Below are 18,530 nucleotides of genomic sequence, written 5' to 3' on the forward strand. Positions count from 1 at the left end.
GCACGCTGCCGACCCGCTTTGCCCAGCGTCGGACGAGACTGGAAGACGGATGATGGAGCGACAACGAACCGTCAGCAGGCGCCGTCGCGATTCAGGGAGCCCGAGAGAAAATCGATAAAAATTCCGACTTTGCCCGATAGATGGAACCGCTGCGAATAGGCTGTGTAGATATCGGCAGTAGCCAGCGAGGACGCACATCGGCACACCCAGGCCGATGTGGCAATTCGTGAAATAGACTGCGGTGTTTGTTTGATGACGACCTATGCTCGATTGCGAATTCCCGGCCGAACGGACGTACGCGAAAGTCTCCATTAACTGGCGTTACACTGGCGACCCTTTCATAAAAGATACTGCGGACGTCTGAGGCTCGTGCTGCAGGAGCCGCACGAACGCACATCGGGCGTCAAACGAGCGCGGCGCGATGTGCGGTGCGGCAAAAAGCCGGCCGGACACGCTACAACCATGGCAATTACGCTTGCACAACTCAACTGCATCCGGCAGGTAGTCGACAACCAGTTCAGTGTATCGCGAGCCGCGGAAATGCTATTCACCACGCAGCCCGGTGTCAGCAAGATGATCCGCTCCCTCGAAAGCGAGCTCGGCATCGACATCTTCGTGCGGCGCGGCAATCGCCTCATCGGGCTCACGGACGAGGGCCGCGAGGCATACGCTCTCGCGCGGCGCATGCTGCAGGACGCGCACTCGCTGCAACGGTTGCACACAAGCTCGGGCCGCTCGGAGATCACCGGGGTATTGCACGTCGGTACCACGCACATTCACGCACGCTACCGACTGCCGAGTCTCACCCAGCGATTCCTGGAGGCTTATCCGAAGGTGCAGCTCGAATACTCGATGTGTTCGCCCTCGGAAATCTACTTCGGTGTGCGAGACGGGACGCTCGACATTGGGCTCAGTGCTCTGCCGGAAAGCACACGGGCAAGGATTCTCGCAATCCGTGCATACGAAATGGAGCGCTGTCTGATCGTACCCGCCGGGCATCCGCTTCTCGATATCGACGCGATTACCTTCGAAGAACTCGCTAGATGGCCGTGGGTCGTGCACGATGAACGCTTTACGGCCGGCGCGGTCGTTCAGCGGGCGTTCCAGATGCAAGGGATGCAGCCGAACATCGTGGTCCGCGTGATGGACGCGAGTGTCGTGAAGGCATACGTCGCGCAAGGCATAGGCATCGCGGTACTACAAAAAATGGCGATGGAAGATGAGACTGATCCGCGCCTGAGGCAGATCGACGTGAGCCATCTGTTTCCGTCACCCAGCGCAATGATTACCGTGCGAGCCGACCATCTTCTGAAGGTATTCGCGTTCGACTTTATCCGGCTGCTGCTGCCCGGACAGCCGCCCGAAGCACTCGCCGCCCGGCTCCCGAACGGCAAGGAACTGCTCGCCCAATCATTCCTTGGAAGGAATGATTGATACGGGATAAGTCATTTGACTGCATGATGGGTGGCGCGCAGACTTTCACGCATTCCAACGGGCAGGAACAAGGAGCGGAAAGTCGATGTCGAATCCCACCGAGCGCGTGGACAGCCACCTGTATCCCATCGTCGACGTCAACCAGGCGTTTCGAGGCGGGCCACGTACCCTGAAATTTCTCGCGCAGATCAACAAGGCGTCACTCGTGATGCTGGTCGAGACCGGTATCGTGCCGGCGGATATCGCGGCGCGGATCGCAGCAGGCATTCTTGCAATCGACGATGATCAGGACGCGCCGCAGTCCGGCGATTATCTCCAGTACGAACAGCGGCTCGTCGCAAGGATCGGCCCGCAGGCCTCGCTTGTGCATGCGGGGCGCAGCCGGCAGGACATCGCTTCCACTCTCTCGCGAATGAACCTGCGCGATGATCTGCTGAATGCGCACCACGCACTCGCCTCGGCGCGAGCCGCGGTTATCGAACTCGCCGACGGGCATCGCGATACGATCATCCCCGCCTACACGCATGGCGTGCAGGCGCAGCCGACTACGCTGGCGCATTATCTGCTCGCGCTGTCGGGCAGTATCGGGCGACAGCTCGAACGTTTCGTCGAGGCGTGGAAGCGGTTGAACCTGAGCAGCCTGGGCGCAGCCGCGCTGTCGACATCGAGTTTTCCGGTCGATCGGAACCGGCTCGCCACGCTGCTCGGTTTCGACGGGCTCATCGAGAATGCCTATGACGCGAATCATTTCGCACCGGTCGACAGCGCGCTTGATTACGCGAACGCGCTGTCGGTCTGTGCAGTACAGATCGGCCAGTTTGCGCAGGATATTCACGCGCAGTACGCAGCGCCCGTGCCGTGGCTAACACTACAGGCGGGCGATCTGATCGGCGTCAGCAGCCTGATGCCGCAGAAGCGCAATCCCGCGGCCCTCGAACAGTTGCGCGCACAATGCAGCCTGCTGCTTGCGGACATGCAGGGCCCCTTCATGCTCGCGCACAACGTGCGCACCGGCATGTTCGACTACCGTGCGTACGACCCGCTGCCGACGACGCGGCCCGTTGCGATGCTGGCGCTGTTCGAGCGCGTGGTTCGTGCGCTTATCGTGAACCGCGAGCAGGCGCGCGCGGAAGTCGACGCCGACTATTCGACCGTTACCGAGATCGCCGACAAGCTGATGCAGCGTGCGAATGTGCCCTTCCGGATCGGCCATCATTTCGCGTCGGTGCTGACGGACTACGGTCGCGCACAGCGCAAGCGCCCGTGTGACATCGGCTACGCCGAGGCTGCGCGGCTATACGAGCAGGCCAATGACGAGCCGATGCCGCTCGATGAAGCTGCATTCGCGCAGTGCGTGGATCCCGCGCAGATGGTATTCAGCCGACGCGGCAGAGGGGGCCCCCAGCTCGACGAGGTCGCGCGGATGTTCGCTGACGAGAGCCGTGCGACGGCGGCGGCACTCGACTGGAATCGCGCAACGCGCGCGCACCTTGCCGAGACCCATGCTGAGCTTCAACAGTTGACTGTAGCGCTTGCGCACTGACGTTCATGGCCGGCCTCCATGGCTAGCTATCAGAATCAATACAACAAAGGAGACAACCTTGCTATGGCTGCTGTCTAGCACATCAGCCACCGGGGCGCCGTCATGTATATGGGCTAAATCGTGGACATCACGAAGCCGAAAAATACGCTCCAGCCTTTCGGTTACGTCGTAGACAGCGTTCCGCTGCGCGAGCTCTCCGGGAGACATTTTGCAAGGTTGCAGTACAAAGGAGCAGAAGATGGCCACCGTAGCCATGGAGGATGCTGGACATCGTTCAGCGCGTCTACGCAGATATCAGCGCATTTTCATCACGTTATGCGTATCGTCAATTGCATTCAATTTTTTGGACCGCGCTACGATCACGATCAGCGCCTCGACCATTCGCAGCGAGCTGGGATTGTCGGCAACCCAGATCGGGAGTCTGTTGTCCGTGTGGTCGTTCGCCTATGCTCTATCATCGCTGCCGAGCGGTTTTCTCGTCGATCGGCTGGGCGTTCGTCGTATGGCAAGCGGCTCAATCTTTATCTGGTCGATTTTCCAGGCGCTAGGCGGATTCACAACGGGCTTTGCCCAATTGTTGGCCACGAGATTGTGTCTCGGTATCAGCGAAGCGCCAACAGGCCCATCGAATGCGCGAGTGGTCGCCAGTTGGTTTCCTAAGAGCGCGCGAGGTACGGCAACCGGCATATATGTTTCCGGGACACAACTAGGCCCAGCATTCGCGCCGCCTATCCTGACCGCTCTGCTCGTTACGCTCGGCTGGCGCGGGATGTTTATTGCGATGGGTATTGTCGGTGTGATCTTCGCGGCAACGTACTATGTACTCTATCGCGACATCGAGAAGACCGATCTCACCCGCGAGGAAGAAACTTATCTCACAGCAGGTGCAGACGAAGAACCACAAAGCGTGATCACGCTGGATTCGTGGCTGCGCCTGTTCAGGTTCAAGACGATCATCGGGCTCATGATCGGGTCGTTCGTTCAAGGCTGGGCGGGATATATTTTTATCGGTTGGATGCCGCTTATGCTGGAAACCCAGTACAAGACGAGTCTGGCGCAGACCGGAGTGTTTGCGGCCCTACCGTTCATCGGCGGTGTAGCGGGCGCATTGATTGGCGGTTTTGTTTCAGACCGTCTCGATAAGATCGGGATCGGTGCTGTTCGAAGCAGAAAGTTACCGATCGTCTTCGGAATTTTAGGACTCGCATTATTCACCGCATTAACAGGCTATTCACACAGCGTCGTAGCATCGATCACCTTTAGCTTCTTTGCGCTTCTCTGCTCATCCGCGGCGACTTCGGGTATGTGGACGGCGGCGGCAGTGCTCGTACCACGCCGACTTGTTGGTTCTGTTGGCACACTCTTCAATTTTGCATTCTCTCTCGGCGGGGCGATTTCGCCGCTGGTCACTGGCTACACTCTCGATCTCACAGGATCATTCATCGTGACCTTGTTCATCGGCGCAGGCATCGGAGGCGTCGGTGCTTGTATTGTTGCCGCGCTGGTTCACCGGCCGGTGCACGAAACAGACCTTCAATCCTATAAATAAATATGGAGAGATCAATCATGGAGCCGACTTACGAAATCACTGCCGTACGATACGCTCGTTCGGATGGACGCCGACAAACTCAGAACTTTCTCTACGCCGACGATCATGATGGGGAGGTCAGTCCGCTAGATTTCTATATTTTCGTCGCCCAGGGAGGCGGCAGAACGTTTGTCATCGATACAGGGTTTGATCCCGAATCGGGTGCGCAAAAAAATCGCGCGGCAATTCGTTCGCCTGTCGACGCACTGAAATCTGTTGGCATCGATGCCTCGTCCGTCGAAGACGTTATTCTGACCCATATGCATTGGGATCATGCAGGCGGAATGCGCTATTTTCCGAAAGCCAGATTTCATATTCAAGACGCGGAAATGGAATTCTGTACGGGACGTTGTATGTGCCACAGTGTCTTTCGCAAGCCGTTCAACGTAGAACATGTCGTCTATGCGGTACGAGCTCTTTTCGACGATCGACTCGTATTCCATGATGGCGACTATACGCTTGCGCCAGGAATTACCGTTCATCGTATTGGCGGTCATACACCGGGGTTGCAGGTGTTGCGCATTCGAACCAAACGCGGGCATGTGGTGCTGGCTGGAGACGCAGCTCATTTTTGGGAAAATCTCAGGAAACGCGCTCCTTTTCCGGTCGTCGCAGACTTGTCTGCCACACTAGAGGGCTATGGCAAGCTGGAGAGGCTTGCAGATAGCGCAGACCATATCATTCCCGGACATGACCCCCTGTTGCTCGAGAGCTTTCCAAAACACACTCTTGACGATCAGTCCGCCAGGGTGGATCTCCCTTTACTACGTCTCAATTGATCAAATATCCTCAGGATAACGATATTGAACTGTTTTTTTAGAGGAACGATCGCTACGAAAACTAATGAGAGTCACCTTTACTGCCATTATCGCTTTCCTTCCGAGATGATCAGTTACGCGATCTGGCTGCATTTCTGCTTTCCTTTGAGCTTGCGGCGATGAGAGAAAACTGCGTCGGGAACTAGGCATGAATCGCGACCATAGCCAACAGTAAGCCGAATACCAGCCGCCGAGGTCCTCGATACCACAGCGACGCGGGCGCCTCTGCGGCGTGAACTTCAATATACCGCTGTGCGTTGTGGCAAGGTCTTTCTGTTCCGATTCCGACAGCGAAGCGGGGGACGTTACGCGGCGCAAGTTTGTGGCACAGCCTGCCTTGTTGACGCAGTCACCCAGTCACGTACTGGCGGAAGACAGCCGGAGTCGAACCGACCTGAGAGCGTCTGACGCCCTCAACTGAGTTTGAAGCTCAGCCGCACCACCGGATGCGAATGTCTTCCTTCGGTGATTGCATGTGCCGTTAACCATAAAGTGGCCACTTGGCCAAGTTATGCTTGATTGCACGATTGGCCACATTATGCGTTATCAGACAACCGTGGTAGTTTAAAAGGTTTTGCTGGGAGAGTGCCGAAAATGGGCATAAAAAAACCGGCGTCACGCCGGTCTCATTGTGCCCACTGGGCATGTGATGGGAACCTCTGGCCTACGTCAGCTCGTCCCGGAACTCCTGCAGCAGGTAGACAGCGCCCTGGACTTTGCCGAACTCTTCGGGCGTCAGTCGCGTCTTCAGCGAGCGAAGATTGACCGCCTGGCCATCGGCGACCATTCCCAAGCATGCGGCCTCGACGATGCTCCGAGTCTGCTCGACGCTTTGCTCCCCTTTTCGCTTCATATACTGCTTCCATCGCTCGCTCAGAATGCGAGCCTCCCGATTGGCGTTCCGGTAAAGCCCGTGCAGATTGATGTCGAGTCGGCGTGCAACTTCGGCGACGCTGATAGGCGTCGGCAACCTGGCCATCACCATCATCTCCGTTCGGACCTTGTCCCAATCGAGCGTCCGTGGAGTCGACCTCGCTCCATGCTCGGGAAACAGCAGCGCCAACTGATGCACGCTGGCTGACATCGGTGTCCAGCCAGATAAGTCACCGGTGAGCACTTTCGTGAGTGACAGTCCGGTCTGCGACGCAATACGAAGATGCCCAGGCAAGCCCGGGCACCCGCCACTTTTCATCCAATGATGGACTGTCGCTCGATTCAACCCGATTCGCTCGGCAAAATAGGCACTCTTGCCGTTATCGAGGCGAGTAATGAGATGCTGGATGGTACTCTGCAACACGTCTTGTTCAGGAGCATGAACCAACGTCGGCTGCGTGGCCAGCATGGCGCCGACCTGATTTGCTTTCCACAATGCTTCGGGTGTGGCCGCGCCACGTTCACCGTCGGCACCAAGAAATCCGCCGCAATGACTGCACCAACCCGGCACGACGTAAGCGGATTTACGCCGTCCTTCCGTGCGTCCGCAATCAGGGCAGATGTTAACCAGTTCGGTCTTGTGTTCCGGGCACACCGTCACCTCATTCACCGTCCACGCCAAGCGGAAGTACGGCGACCGGCCATGTGCTTTGTCCCGGGCGAAACACTCCGGGCACCAGCGCAACGACCGGTTCGTCAAACCAAGCTGGGAGACAACATCTCGCCACGGCAGCAACGTCAGGTTATCCAAGCGCTCGACACCGGTCATCGCCGAAAGCGCCGCCGACCAGTTGTTTGCCGCTTCACCCATACCGCAGATATTCGCCAAGCTCCAATCGTCGCGCCCCGAAATCTCCCACCCCATCGTCGACGCCACCTTGCGCGACAGGGTCGCCAGCGAAACGGTGTGCGACACGGCCAGTCGGCACAGATAGCTCAGCAGACTCTCCACCGCAGGCGTACCCAGCCCAATGGGTTCCAGCGCGTGCAATTCCGAACGGGGATTCACTGCCAGTGCGTTCATGCTGCACTCCGGTCATGGCGCGCCGAACGTCGGATAGCGGGCATCTCGCGCGTCAAACTCGGGACGATTTCAGCTTCACCCTCAAGGATTTCGCTCAGAATCTGGCGGTGCTGGGTCTCGTTGAGCAACGCACGTTCCAATGCTCCCCGTGACCACTGGCCATCCACCTCAGCCAGTCGCGCGGCACGGCTCAATACCGCGCTCAACGTTCCGATGCATCCCAGCGTATTGGTGAGAAGCGCCTGCGCATAGGGCATCAGTTGGTCATTGCCCCACAGATGAGGCAACACTTTCTGGAATGCGCGCAGGCCTGCGTTAAATGCATTGACATCTTCCGGGCGGTCTTCGCGATAGCGCTCGAAGTGAATCACGTGAGTGCGGCGCGCCAATTGTCCGGACAGCGCCATCAACTGGTGCAAATCGTACGAACCAATCATGACCATCTGCGTCCCGCCATTCGCCAGCGATTTCAGCGTATCGAGCTGGATGTGCAACTTGCTGCTGCGTGTCTGGCGAATGATGTGGGCTGCCTCGTCAATCGCGATGAATTTCACCTGACGCTCGTGCAAGGCTCGCTCGACAGCAGTACGCAGTGCGGCCAGACTACCGCCACGCCCGCCAAACGGACGTACCATCCGCCCCGACTCCTGAGCCACGCCATAATCCGCTTTCGGCATGCTCATGTCTTCGCCGAGTTGCTCCAGAATGCGCTGGTAAAACAGCCGCCAGGAGAATTCGTGTTCGCCAGAAGCAGGCGCCTCAACGTAGATGGCCGGAATCACGCCAGGGTTTGCATCCATCTCTGCTGCAGATGCCTCGCATTCTTTCTCGACCAGGTATTTGGTCAGCGTCGTTTTGCCAACGCCAGTCGGGCCGCAAATGGCGATGATGCTGTCCTGGCTGCCAGGATAAACTGCTGCACGCACGGCATCGATAACCTGCTTGATGCGGGGATGCATGAAGCGCTTGCCATTCAGGGAGACTGCCGAAGGTTGCACCGGCGACAGCAAGGATTGCTCTTGGTGTTTCATGGTTCTTAAAACTCGTCAAGGTCAGTCAGGTCGCCCCATGCAGCCGCATCCGCAGCTGACGATTGTTGAGGCGAAGAGGTTTGAGCAGCATCCGGCTGCACGTCGGTGTGGTCCTGCACATCATCTGCCAGACCAAATTTGGGTTTCGGCGGAACAGGAGTAATGCTCCCTGCCAGAAGACTTCCATACAGCGACTTGGCCTCGGCCTGTCGTTCAAGCGCAATCGCCACCACACCCTCCGGGGTGAAAGTCGCCATGAATTCCCGTAGCCGCTGAACCGCTTTGTCGTCGTTAAGGGACGCACCCGTACGATTGAGGTACTCCTCCGTCATTGCCCGCCGCTCGAGCTCCGTGAGTTGCCCCAGTCCATGCAGGTTGCGGCAGGTCGCATGCAGCCATTGGTTCTTCACTCGAACATAGACAGAAGCGGCATCCCACGGGTCATATCGCACCGGAAATTGTTGTCCGGCAATCTGCGGCTGCCGAAAGTCCGGGTGCCAGTAGTGGTAGTCATTGACCTTGACGCCGCGCTGGGCGTCGACCTTTCTTGTGCCCGTTCTATCGACGGGCGGGCACGTCATAATCAGGAAGTCACGGTTGTACTGAATGTGCATGTGCGCACGAGCACCGCTCTCGCGAAGGCCACGCTGGAATGCGTCGCGTGGCGACTCTCCAAGTGCCGGATGGATGTTCTGGTCGTAGTACTCTGTCGCCCAGTACTGGATGCCGTAATACAGGTCTTCGATGGTCCACTCGGCAAGATTTTTCGGCAAATGCGAACGGGAAACCGAGCGGACATTTTTCATGTCCTTCGTATTGCCAGACAGGTTATGGATATAGTCCAGATTCAGTCGACCGAACATTCGCTCGAGCATCGCGCCGTGCCGCGGTTGCCCGGCTGGACGGAAACGCAGGTGGGTTCCCATCGCCATCAGAAGTGCTTCAAAGGCATGAGACCTGAAATCTGTACCGTTATCGACGACAATGAACTCAGGCAACCGATGAAACCGGCGCACGATGTCACGTATCACCATCATTACCGAGTGATACGACGGTGGGTCATAGGTCAGATAGATGCCGACGATACGGCGGCTGTAAGCATCGACGGCCAAGGTCAGCCACGCTTTCCCAAGCGATTTCCTCGTTCGCCCCGACACCAGTTCGATGTCCACCAGGGTGTGGTCGATATGCACATACTGCAGCGGTCTGCTGCCATGTTTCGGCGTATCGAAATACAGCACATCGATAAAGCCGCTCTCCTGGTAAGCCAGACGCTTGCCATGGCGTTTTCGGGTGTTGTGCGGCGTCGCACGCGCGTCGATAAACTTAATCAGCGTTGGATACGACGGCGCCTTGATACCTGCCTCACCGCAGATAACTACAAGATGTTGGTGGCACACCTTGTAGTTTTTCGCCTCCGAGGTATCCCAAGCCTCAAGATAAGTGCGCTCAAGCATCTCGGCCTGCCCCTCAGTCAACCGTGATTGCCTATTGCCACGTGCGCTCGTGCGAGGCACCAATGCCAGAATCGGATGGCCGCCATTCGCCTCGGCTTCGCGCTGCATGGCAGCCCAGCGACGCTGGCTACGCGCCGGGCACTGACTGTCGTCGCCGGTCTCGAGTAGCACCATCCGACGAAGCGCCTCCGCCAGCTCCTCCCGGCTGTACTGCCCCGCATTGATGCCCTCGGGCCCGGCCATCTCGACGACCCGGATACGCCCATTTTCATGAGCATTCAGTAGAAAATTGAGCTTCAGCTCGATGCTCTGCCCGTCCGCATCATTGCAGACCACCGACTTCTCGCCAGCAATAACTATAACCAGCTCCCGCCCCTCGTACTCGAATCGAGTGCCGGCGGCCGGGTTAAACGCAAAGCTCTCAAGGCCAGGCATGCGTGCCGCTTCCACTTCGGCACGCATGAATTCGAGCAGCATGTCATCGCGATAGAGCCGGAAACGACGTGGCTCGGCCAGGGATTCGTTATCCAGGTCGGTGGAGACCTGTTTTTGCGCGATGGCGTAGTTCAGCTGGTCGGCTACGAAATCGTACGGGGACGTCAGCAGTTCCGAGAAGAACAACGCGCCATGTTCGTTCAACGCAGCCTGCAATCGGGCAAGAACATCTTCCGGGCACGGTTCGGCCGCCGGATGAAAATAGTCCGCCAACGCCAGAAAGTTCTCGACGCGGCGGCGTGGAACGCCACGTTCGGTGTTGATGCGATAGCGGATGCCCAGGTCAGCCAGCTGCTTTTCAATTTGCGGCGAACGCCAGTTACCGTCGACATCACAGACGTAGCGGTACGGATATTTCTCCGCCAGACCGGCAAGTTTCGCTTCGGATTTCCACTCCTCGAGCACGAAACCGTCACGGCAAATCAGCAAAAAATCCGGGTAGTGCGTGATGTTGCGAATCTCGCCGGTCGAATCATTGATGAGTTCCAACTGCAATTTGCACGGCTGCGCGTAGAACTCGAGCACCTTCGGGTCGAACTCATGGTCGATTGCAGCAGCAAACTCGATATGCCGGCTTTCGGTCGCGATTTCGCAGCCCATCTTTCGGCTGGCCATGAACGTAATAACGTTCCCGCCCCGCGACTGCACTTCGCGCACCGGTGCCTGGACCCGGCTATCCTGAATGAGTCGTCGACCGGCCTCAGGCGTGCCGAGTCGGTCAAACAGGTCCGTGAGCTGTTTCCGGTCGAGCATCCCCACACCGGTCTGCGCTACGGATTCGACAGCTGCGACACGCCTCGCCCCACGGCGTGACGTGTTGGCGTGAGCTTGAGCTCGGGGTTTTGCTGGTCGGCGCTTGCCGCCTCCAGAAGAACAACCTCTTCGCGAACCCGCAGGAGACGCGGAAGGCAAAGAATCGTGATGTGTCTGCATGAATATCGCCGGAAAAAAGCTGAATCGGAGCGCACTCTAATGCAGCATCTTTTGCCAATCAAGCAGTAAAATTCACGAAAATAGCGACGAATACGCCTAAAATTGCGAGAAAAATTCGAGAATCTCCCGGAGTCGCAAGGGAGATTTTGCAACTGGGGAAATTTGGGCCCACATGGGAAGACAAAGGGTAAACACCTACTCTCGCGATGCCCAAACAGCTGTGCGTATACCAGTCCGACTCGCAAGACGAGTGACCGGGCAAAGCAAAGTGGGAAAAATAAAGGGGACTGATGACTCTGTCCAAGCGCGCCGTGCCAGTTCGACCGTCGAACTTCCGTGCTGAAAAGGTTCTGTCGCATCGCGACCTCCTGTTGTACCCTCTCATAAATAGGGGTACAACCGCGCGAGCGGGCAGCATTACGGTCGCAAGTCCATTCTCAAAACTACGCGCCGGTATTGCACCAGCGTGGGTTTACCGTAGTAAATCGTGGAAATTTTTCAAGTTTTATGACCGGTGCAAGGGTACATTTACCTTGAGCTGGCCTGCCACCACGCAGTCCGAGCCGTTTTTCGCCGCACCATAGGTAAAATCAAACCCGACACGACTCATTTGCGTTTTGAGCAATGAGCGATATACGAATACCTGCTGCCCATACGAATACCGATGAATCATCAGGCGCTGTCATCCTTTGTCTGGTTGGTTGTCGACCTGCTGCGCCGCGACCATGAGCAGTCGGAATATGGCAAGGTCATCTTGCTGTTCACCATCCTTCGTCGCCTCGACTGTGTTCGAGGCCACCAAGCCGAAGGTCCTGAGCAAACTCGCGTCCATTAGTAAAATCCGTTCCGGCGACGGATTACGGGGCTGGCGGTATTAACACCTCGCTGCTGGGCTTGGTGACGCTGCTCGGCGACCAAGGCAACATCCGCTTAGGTAGGGATGAGCTCAACCTCACCACCCATGTTTCACCGGGATGACGATACGCAGTTCTTGTGGTTGAGCCTGGTTAGGAAAATTGCGTCGCATATATGCAATACGCATGGATTCGGCAAGCTCTCGTGAATAGTAATCCGTAATACGAGCCATTCAGGCTAAACCGAGAGGATAAAAAAGCGATGTTCACACAACCGGCATGTGTGAAGAGAGAATAAAATCCTTACGAGCGAATGCGAGGAAATCGCGCAATCAATATCGTGGCTCAACCTGGATGACGCCGTCCAAGGCAATGGCGACCCGGTTGAATATACGTATGAATAATGAGGAACGGGGTGATGACGCAGGGACAGGCTGATGACGCTGAGGATTTGACGACCGACACCGACATGAAGCTACCGAGCGTTCAGGTAATTGCAGACCTGACCATTGGGTATGCGGCAATTCAGAACAACGTCCCGGTCGTCCGTGAAATTCTTGTCGTAAATGATGGTGGGACGACGCTCTCTGATGTCGAGCTACTCGTCAAATGTGTGCCAGCTTTTGCCGAGAGCGTCCGCTTCCGCTTCGAGGCATTGGCACCCGGCGAGAGCCGCCGCCTCGCACCAGTCGACCTACGCCCAGACCATCAGTATTTCAGCCAGCTCGACGAGTCTGAGCGAGCCGTCATTACAGCGACGCTGCGCGTCCAGGAAACGGAACTCGTCACGGCAACGCACAACATTGATGTGCTCGCCTACGACCAGTGGGCCGGTACGCGGTCGTTACCCGAACTGCTCGCCGCGTTTTGCATGCCGAACTCGCGGGTCGTAGACAAACTCATCGCACGGGCTTCCGGATTGTTGCGCCAGACGTCGGCCGACCTGTCCATGGACGGATACCAGTCCAAAAATCGGGAGAAGGTCTGGAAACAGGTGTCGGCTATCTACAGCACGATAGTTGCCGAAGACATCCAGTACTCCAACCCGCCAGCGTCGTTCGGAAATGACGGCCAGAAAATCCGGACGCCGGAACGCATCCTAGATAGCAAGCTTGCGACGTGTCTCGACCTCGCCATGCTGTTTGCCTCCTGTCTGGAGCAGGCAGGTCTGCATCCCGTCGTGCTCTTCAAGGAAGGTCACGCCTGGGTCGGTGTCTGGCTAATAGACACCAGTTTCCCGACCGCATTGGTGGACGATGTTCAGGCGGTTCGTAAGCGAGTGAAATCCGGCGAGTTCATGGTCTTCGAAACCACCGGAGTAGCAGGCGGACAGAAACCGTCCCTCCGCTGGGCCTGCACTCGTGGTGAGGAACACCTGAATGACGAAACCGAGTTCGCATATGCCGTCGATGTCCGGCGCGCACGCGAAGTTCAGATTCGCCCGCTCCCATCCCGTTCATCGCAGGTCGATGACCAGAAAGTTCCGATTGCCAAGGCCGAAACACCCGTCATCGAGGACGTACCGCCGTTGCCGCGACTGGACCCCGTCGTCATACCCTTACGCGATGATGTTACGCCGGAAACTCCGGAAGGCCGCTTGGCGAAATGGAAGAGCAAGCTGCTCGACCTGACGCTCCGCAACAAGCTTCTTAATTTCAAGCCGACGAAATCTTCGCTACGTGTTATCTGCCCTGACCCGGGTGCTCTGGAAGACCGGCTTGCGGACGGAAAAGAATTCCGCGTTCGTGCGAAGCCGAAGCTGATGTCCGGTTCGGACGGTCGCGACGCCAATGTGTACGCCGGCCGGAACGGCTCGGCAGCAATGGATGACCTCGCAACTGACGCACTCGGCCGGAATGAAATCGTCACGGATGTCGAGGAAGAGGCGCTGGAAGGTCGGCTTCTCGAGATATTCCGGACGGCCAGCACAGGCATGGAGGAAGGTGGTGCCAATACGCTGTTTCTGGCTTTCGGAATGCTCGAATGGCAGGAGACCAAGGATGCCGAATCCAGTCACCTGGCTCCGATTCTGCTAATCCCCGTCACGTTGACCCGCCAGTCTGTCCGAAGTGGTTTCCGCCTGGCACGTCACGACGACGACGCGCTCGTGAATCCGACGTTGCTGCAAAAGCTGCAGCAGGACTTCAGCCTGAAGTTGCCATCGTTTGACGTCTTGCCTGCCGATGACCATGGCATCGACGTCAGCGGGATTCTACAAACCTTCCGCCTGCATGTAGCCGAGTTGAAGGGATGGGAGGTCAAGGAACAGGTCCATCTGGGTATCTTCGCGTTCACGAAATACCTGATGTGGAAGGACCTCCAGGACCGCCAGAAGCAGCTCCAGGAAAATAGCGTTGTCGCCCATCTGATTAACAACCCCGGCAAGGCATTTGCTGACAGCGCAACGGGCTTCGAACCTGGCACCCTGGATGAGAAATTCCGGCCTCAGGACCTGTTCACCCCATTGCTGTCGGACTCGTCGCAGTTGCGTGCCGTTTGCGTTGCCGCCGAAGGCAAGAATCTTGTCATTGAAGGTCCGCCGGGTACGGGCAAGAGTCAGACCATCTCGAACCTGATTGCGCACCTGCTGGCTACCGGGAAGACCGTGCTGTTTGTCTCGGAGAAGATGGCCGCGCTAGAGGTGGTGCATCGCCGGCTCAGCAGCCTCGGTCTGGGGCCGTTTTGTCTTGAGCTGCATTCGTCGAAAGCAAAGAAAGCTGATGTTCTGAAACAGCTCGGTGTCGCGCTTGATGCGGCCGGCACACGCACGGTGAAGGACTGGGAGCGGGAGTCAGAACGGCTTCTGGCGCTTCGTGCAGACCTCAATGGGGTCGCGCGTGCGCTGCATCGCATCCATCCCAATGACCTGACCATTTACGACGCCATCGGCACCAACCTGCAGTATGCGGAATTGCGACCGGGCGCGATGCCGTGGGCGGATGCGGATGTACATGACCGTACCCAACTCGAGACACTGCGAGAGACCTGCCGCCAAATGGGAGCATTGGCCAGTCAGTTGACCGGCCTGCAGAACCACCCTCTGGCCGTTGTTCACAAAACTGAGTGGATGCCGTCCTGGCAGCAGGAGTTTCTCGATACGACTTCGGTGCTCGAAGCCCGAATCAGAAAGCTGGACGAGGCCGCGTCAAACCTGCTTGGTCAGCTGGGTCTGCCAAAGATTTCGTTCTCCCTGAATGGACTGGGCAAGTTCGATGTACTCGCCGATGTGCTTTCCGCCGCACCGGCTGTGCCGGTCGATGTTGCCCGGTCGGCGCATGACGAGTCCGCTCGCAACCGACTGGCCAATTTGCGGCAGCACGGCCTGGCGCGCAATCAGGCGTGGGAGCAGCTGAGCAAACACTACGTGGACGACGTCGCCGCCCTGAACGCATCCGAACTGAAGCTGCAATGGGCAGCGGCGACCAATGCCTGGTGGCCGAAGAGCCTGTTTGCCCAGCGTGGGGTTACCGGAAAACTGCGCCTGTATCGCCAAGACCAGCGTCGCCCTCAAGGTGGAGATGTGCCGGCTGTCATCACGGCACTGACAGCCGTCAACGCCGAAGACAAAGCCATCGAGGCCATGTCGCACGATGCGACACAGCTGCTGCATGAAACGTTCGCAGCGTCGAAGACGGACTGGGCCGCCGTTGAGTCGGCCGAGCGGTGGGCAACATCCTTTGCCGACGCGGTAACGGCTATTGCCGGCAATGACATCGAACTGGCCCAAACGCTTCGCACGAAGCTGCAGCCGTTTGTTTCCGACAACCGGAGCATGCTGAAGGCAGACATGCCTCTTGGCGCAAGTTTGCTGTCGTACCGAGATTGCTATCGAGAGTTCACGGCCCAACTCCGCCATGTTGTTGAGCTTGGACAGTGCCAGGCCGAGCTCGGATTGGACCCGACCGTAGCCGGTATAACTCCTCGACTGTCGAGCCTGCTTCAGGGATGGCAATCGGCCTCGCGACAATTGCAGCCGTGGTGCCTGTGGCGGAAATCCCGCGCCAATGCAATTAGCAGCGGATTGCAGGGAATTGTGGATGCGCTGGAGGCTGGTGAGGCACCGTTGTCCAGCGTGGCGGTGTTCTTCGAATACAGCTACCAGAGCTGGTGGCTGCGGAAAGCGATTGACCGGGAGCCCGTACTCTGTAGTTTCGCGAGTGCCGAGCATGACCGCAAGATTGCCGAGTTCAAGGAGGCCGACGAGCGTTTCCAGAAGCTGACCCAGCAATATATTGCGGCCAAACTGGCGGGACAGATTCCGGCGGGCGTCGAGGTTGCGCCCGGCGCAGATTCTGAGCTGGGGAAATTGCGACGCGAACTGCAGAAGCAGCGCAAGCACATGCCGATTCGGCAGCTGGTGCAAAACCTGCCGAGCCTGATGACCCGGCTGAAGCCATGCCTGCTGATGTCGCCTTTGTCGGTCGCCCAGTATCTGGACGCGTCGCACGCCCAGTTCGACGTGGTCATCTTCGACGAGGCTTCCCAGATTCCGGTGTGGGATGCCGTCGGTGCCATTGCGCGCGGCAAGCAGCTCGTCTGCGTCGGCGACCCGAAGCAACTGCCGCCAACCAGTTTCTTCTCCCGCTCAGATGACTCTGACGATGGCGTGGACAGCGACGACGTCCAGGACCTGGAGAGCATCCTGGACGAGTGCCTTAGTATCGGCCTGCCTGAACTGCGGTTGACCTGGCACTTCCGAAGCAAGCATGAAGGGCTGATTACGTTCAGCAATTTCACGTACTACGACAATGAGCTGGTCACCTTCCCGTCGCCAGTCACAAACGACCAGAGTGTGCGCTTCGAACGCGTCCACGGTGTCTACGACCGTGGCGGCTCGAGGACCAACCGCGCGGAAGCCGATGCCATCGTCAAGGCGATTGAACAGCATTACCTCGACCCGACGAAGCGGCAACTAACGCTTGGCGTGGTGACCTTCAATCAAGCGCAACAGAGCCTGATTGAACGGATGCTGGATGAGCGGCGTCGGGCATCCCAGCAGCTGGACCAGGCTATTGCGCGGGCGGCACAGGAACCGTTGTTCATCAAGAACCTGGAAAACGTTCAGGGTGATGAGCGCGACATCATTTTCTTCTCCATCACCTATGGTCCGGATACGTCGGGCAAGGTCAGTCTCAACTTCGGGCCGTTGAATCTGGAAGGTGGCCATCGGCGCCTCAACGTAGCCGTATCGCGTGCCCGTGTCGGCATCGTGATTTTCAGTACGCTGTTGCCCGAGCAGATTGACCTGTCGCGTGTCAGGGCTGCCGGCGTTCGAGACCTGAAGAACTATTTGGAATTCGCTATCCGGGGCCCGCGCGCCCTAGTTGAACAAAGCATGCCGACTGGGAGAGAACCTGACAGTCCGTTCGAGCGGCAAGTTATTTTCGCTCTTCGCGAGAAAGGTTGGATAGTTCACCCGCAGGTCGGCGTGTCGGGTTACCGGATTGATATTGGCGTAGTGGACCCGCGTGCGCCGGGCCGCTATCTGCTAGGCGTTGAGTGCGACGGCGCCATGTACCACTCGGGCGCGACGGCTCGTGACCGAGACCGACTCCGCCAGCATGTCCTTGAGGGTCTTGGCTGGGAGCTGTATCGAATCTGGTCCACGGACTGGTGGCTGAATCCGGAAGAGCCGATGCGAAAGCTTGTGGCCCGCCTGGAAGAGTTGGTAGCGACGGTGCCCACCGAGGACGAACCGGCGGTTGAACTACCAGAAGAAGCTGCGCACGAGGAAGAGTCGCATACCTTGTACGCCGAAGCCGAGTCGGTCGTGGAGCCGGTTGCTCCTGTCGCGCAGCTTCCCGAATATGAACTGGCCAACCTGGATAAGGGCAATCCAGACCTTTTCTATGAAAGCCGTTCGATGTCGACCTTGGCTGCTCAACTACTTCGGGTGATTCAAACGGAAGGGCCAGTATCGCAGGCAGTGGTATTCAAGCGCGTCACGCGGGCGTGGGGGCTGTCTAGGGTCGGTAGCCGCATCGAGGCTCATTTGAGTGCATTGGTGCCTCGGCAAGTGGCCCGCACGATGGATGATAGCGTCACTTTCTATTGGCCAGAGCATGCAAATCCGAGCGATTGGAAGGGTATCCGGGTGCCAGGAAGCGACCCCGAAACGCGCCGCAGTATCGACGAGATTAACCTCGAAGAACTGGGCAACGCCGCCGTACACATCCTGATGCAGCAAGGCAGCACGTCGCAGGATGGGCTGTCGAAGGCAGTTTGCCGGTTGCTGGGTGTGGCCAGGACAACTGCTGAGGCCGGTGCGCGCATTTCTCGAGCACTCGTCCACGGACAACTTCAGACGATGGTCGTTGTCGAGGGCGGTTTAGTTCGTTTGAGGAAATGAATCATCCGTAAGCGTCTAGACGGATTTGGACGATTCGCATGGTGACGGCTGGGGCAAACCTTGTCGCCATA

The 18,530-nt window shown here is 57.9% G+C and carries 9 protein-coding genes and 1 tRNA gene; 6 read left to right on the plus strand and 4 right to left on the minus strand.

Annotated features, from left to right (window positions below; genetic code table 11):
- The first annotated feature begins 369 nt into the window (after positions 1-369).
- The 4 genes from GXB81_RS02545 (at position 370) to GXB81_RS02560 (ending at position 5,344) form a co-directional block, all read left to right on the plus strand.
- A complete protein-coding gene (locus GXB81_RS02545) occupies positions 370-1,434 on the plus strand; it encodes a LysR substrate-binding domain-containing protein (RefSeq protein WP_205988280.1) in 1,065 nt (354 codons plus the stop codon).
- A gap of 85 nt (positions 1,435-1,519) precedes the next feature.
- Positions 1,520-2,977, plus strand: a complete 1,458-nt coding sequence (locus GXB81_RS02550) for an argininosuccinate lyase (protein ID WP_205988281.1) — start codon at positions 1,520-1,522, stop codon at positions 2,975-2,977.
- Positions 2,978-3,215: 238 nt separating this feature from the next.
- Positions 3,216-4,526: an MFS transporter gene (locus GXB81_RS02555; RefSeq protein WP_205988282.1), complete on the plus strand. Its 1,311-nt coding sequence runs from the start codon at positions 3,216-3,218 to the stop codon at positions 4,524-4,526.
- Between the two features lie 17 nt (positions 4,527-4,543).
- A complete protein-coding gene (locus GXB81_RS02560; RefSeq protein WP_241016198.1) occupies positions 4,544-5,344 on the plus strand; it encodes an N-acyl homoserine lactonase family protein in 801 nt (266 codons plus the stop codon).
- 404 nt (positions 5,345-5,748) lie between these two features.
- On the opposite strand, the gene GXB81_RS02565 is transcribed toward GXB81_RS02560, so the two are convergent.
- The 4 genes from GXB81_RS02565 to GXB81_RS02580 all read right to left on the minus strand — a co-directional run bounded on the left by GXB81_RS02565 (position 5,749) and on the right by GXB81_RS02580 (position 11,076).
- A tRNA-Sec gene (locus tag GXB81_RS02565) sits at positions 5,749-5,844 on the minus strand.
- 203 nt (positions 5,845-6,047) lie between these two features.
- A complete protein-coding gene (locus GXB81_RS02570) occupies positions 6,048-7,340 on the minus strand; it encodes a TniQ family protein (protein WP_205988283.1) in 1,293 nt (430 codons plus the stop codon).
- The gene (locus GXB81_RS02575) at positions 7,337-8,371 is read right to left on the minus strand and encodes an ATP-binding protein (protein ID WP_205988284.1); all 1,035 of its coding nucleotides are present in this window, start codon (positions 8,369-8,371) and stop codon (positions 7,337-7,339) included. Before GXB81_RS02575 ends, GXB81_RS02570 begins: the two co-directional genes overlap by 4 nt.
- Before the next feature lie 5 nt (positions 8,372-8,376).
- A complete protein-coding gene (locus GXB81_RS02580) occupies positions 8,377-11,076 on the minus strand; it encodes a DDE-type integrase/transposase/recombinase (protein ID WP_205988285.1) in 2,700 nt (899 codons plus the stop codon).
- A gap of 844 nt (positions 11,077-11,920) precedes the next feature.
- On the opposite strand from GXB81_RS02580, the gene GXB81_RS02585 reads away from it, so the two are divergent.
- On the plus strand, positions 11,921-12,091 hold the full coding sequence (locus GXB81_RS02585; RefSeq protein ID WP_205988299.1) for a type I restriction-modification system subunit M N-terminal domain-containing protein: 171 nt from the start codon (positions 11,921-11,923) through the stop codon (positions 12,089-12,091).
- Between the two features lie 437 nt (positions 12,092-12,528).
- Positions 12,529-18,459: a DUF3320 domain-containing protein gene (locus GXB81_RS02590; RefSeq protein WP_205988286.1), complete on the plus strand. Its 5,931-nt coding sequence runs from the start codon at positions 12,529-12,531 to the stop codon at positions 18,457-18,459.
- Positions 18,460-18,530 lie beyond the last annotated feature (71 nt).

The organism is Paraburkholderia sp. Ac-20336, assembly GCF_017105025.1.
Taxonomy (GTDB): Bacteria; Pseudomonadota; Gammaproteobacteria; order Burkholderiales; family Burkholderiaceae; genus Paraburkholderia.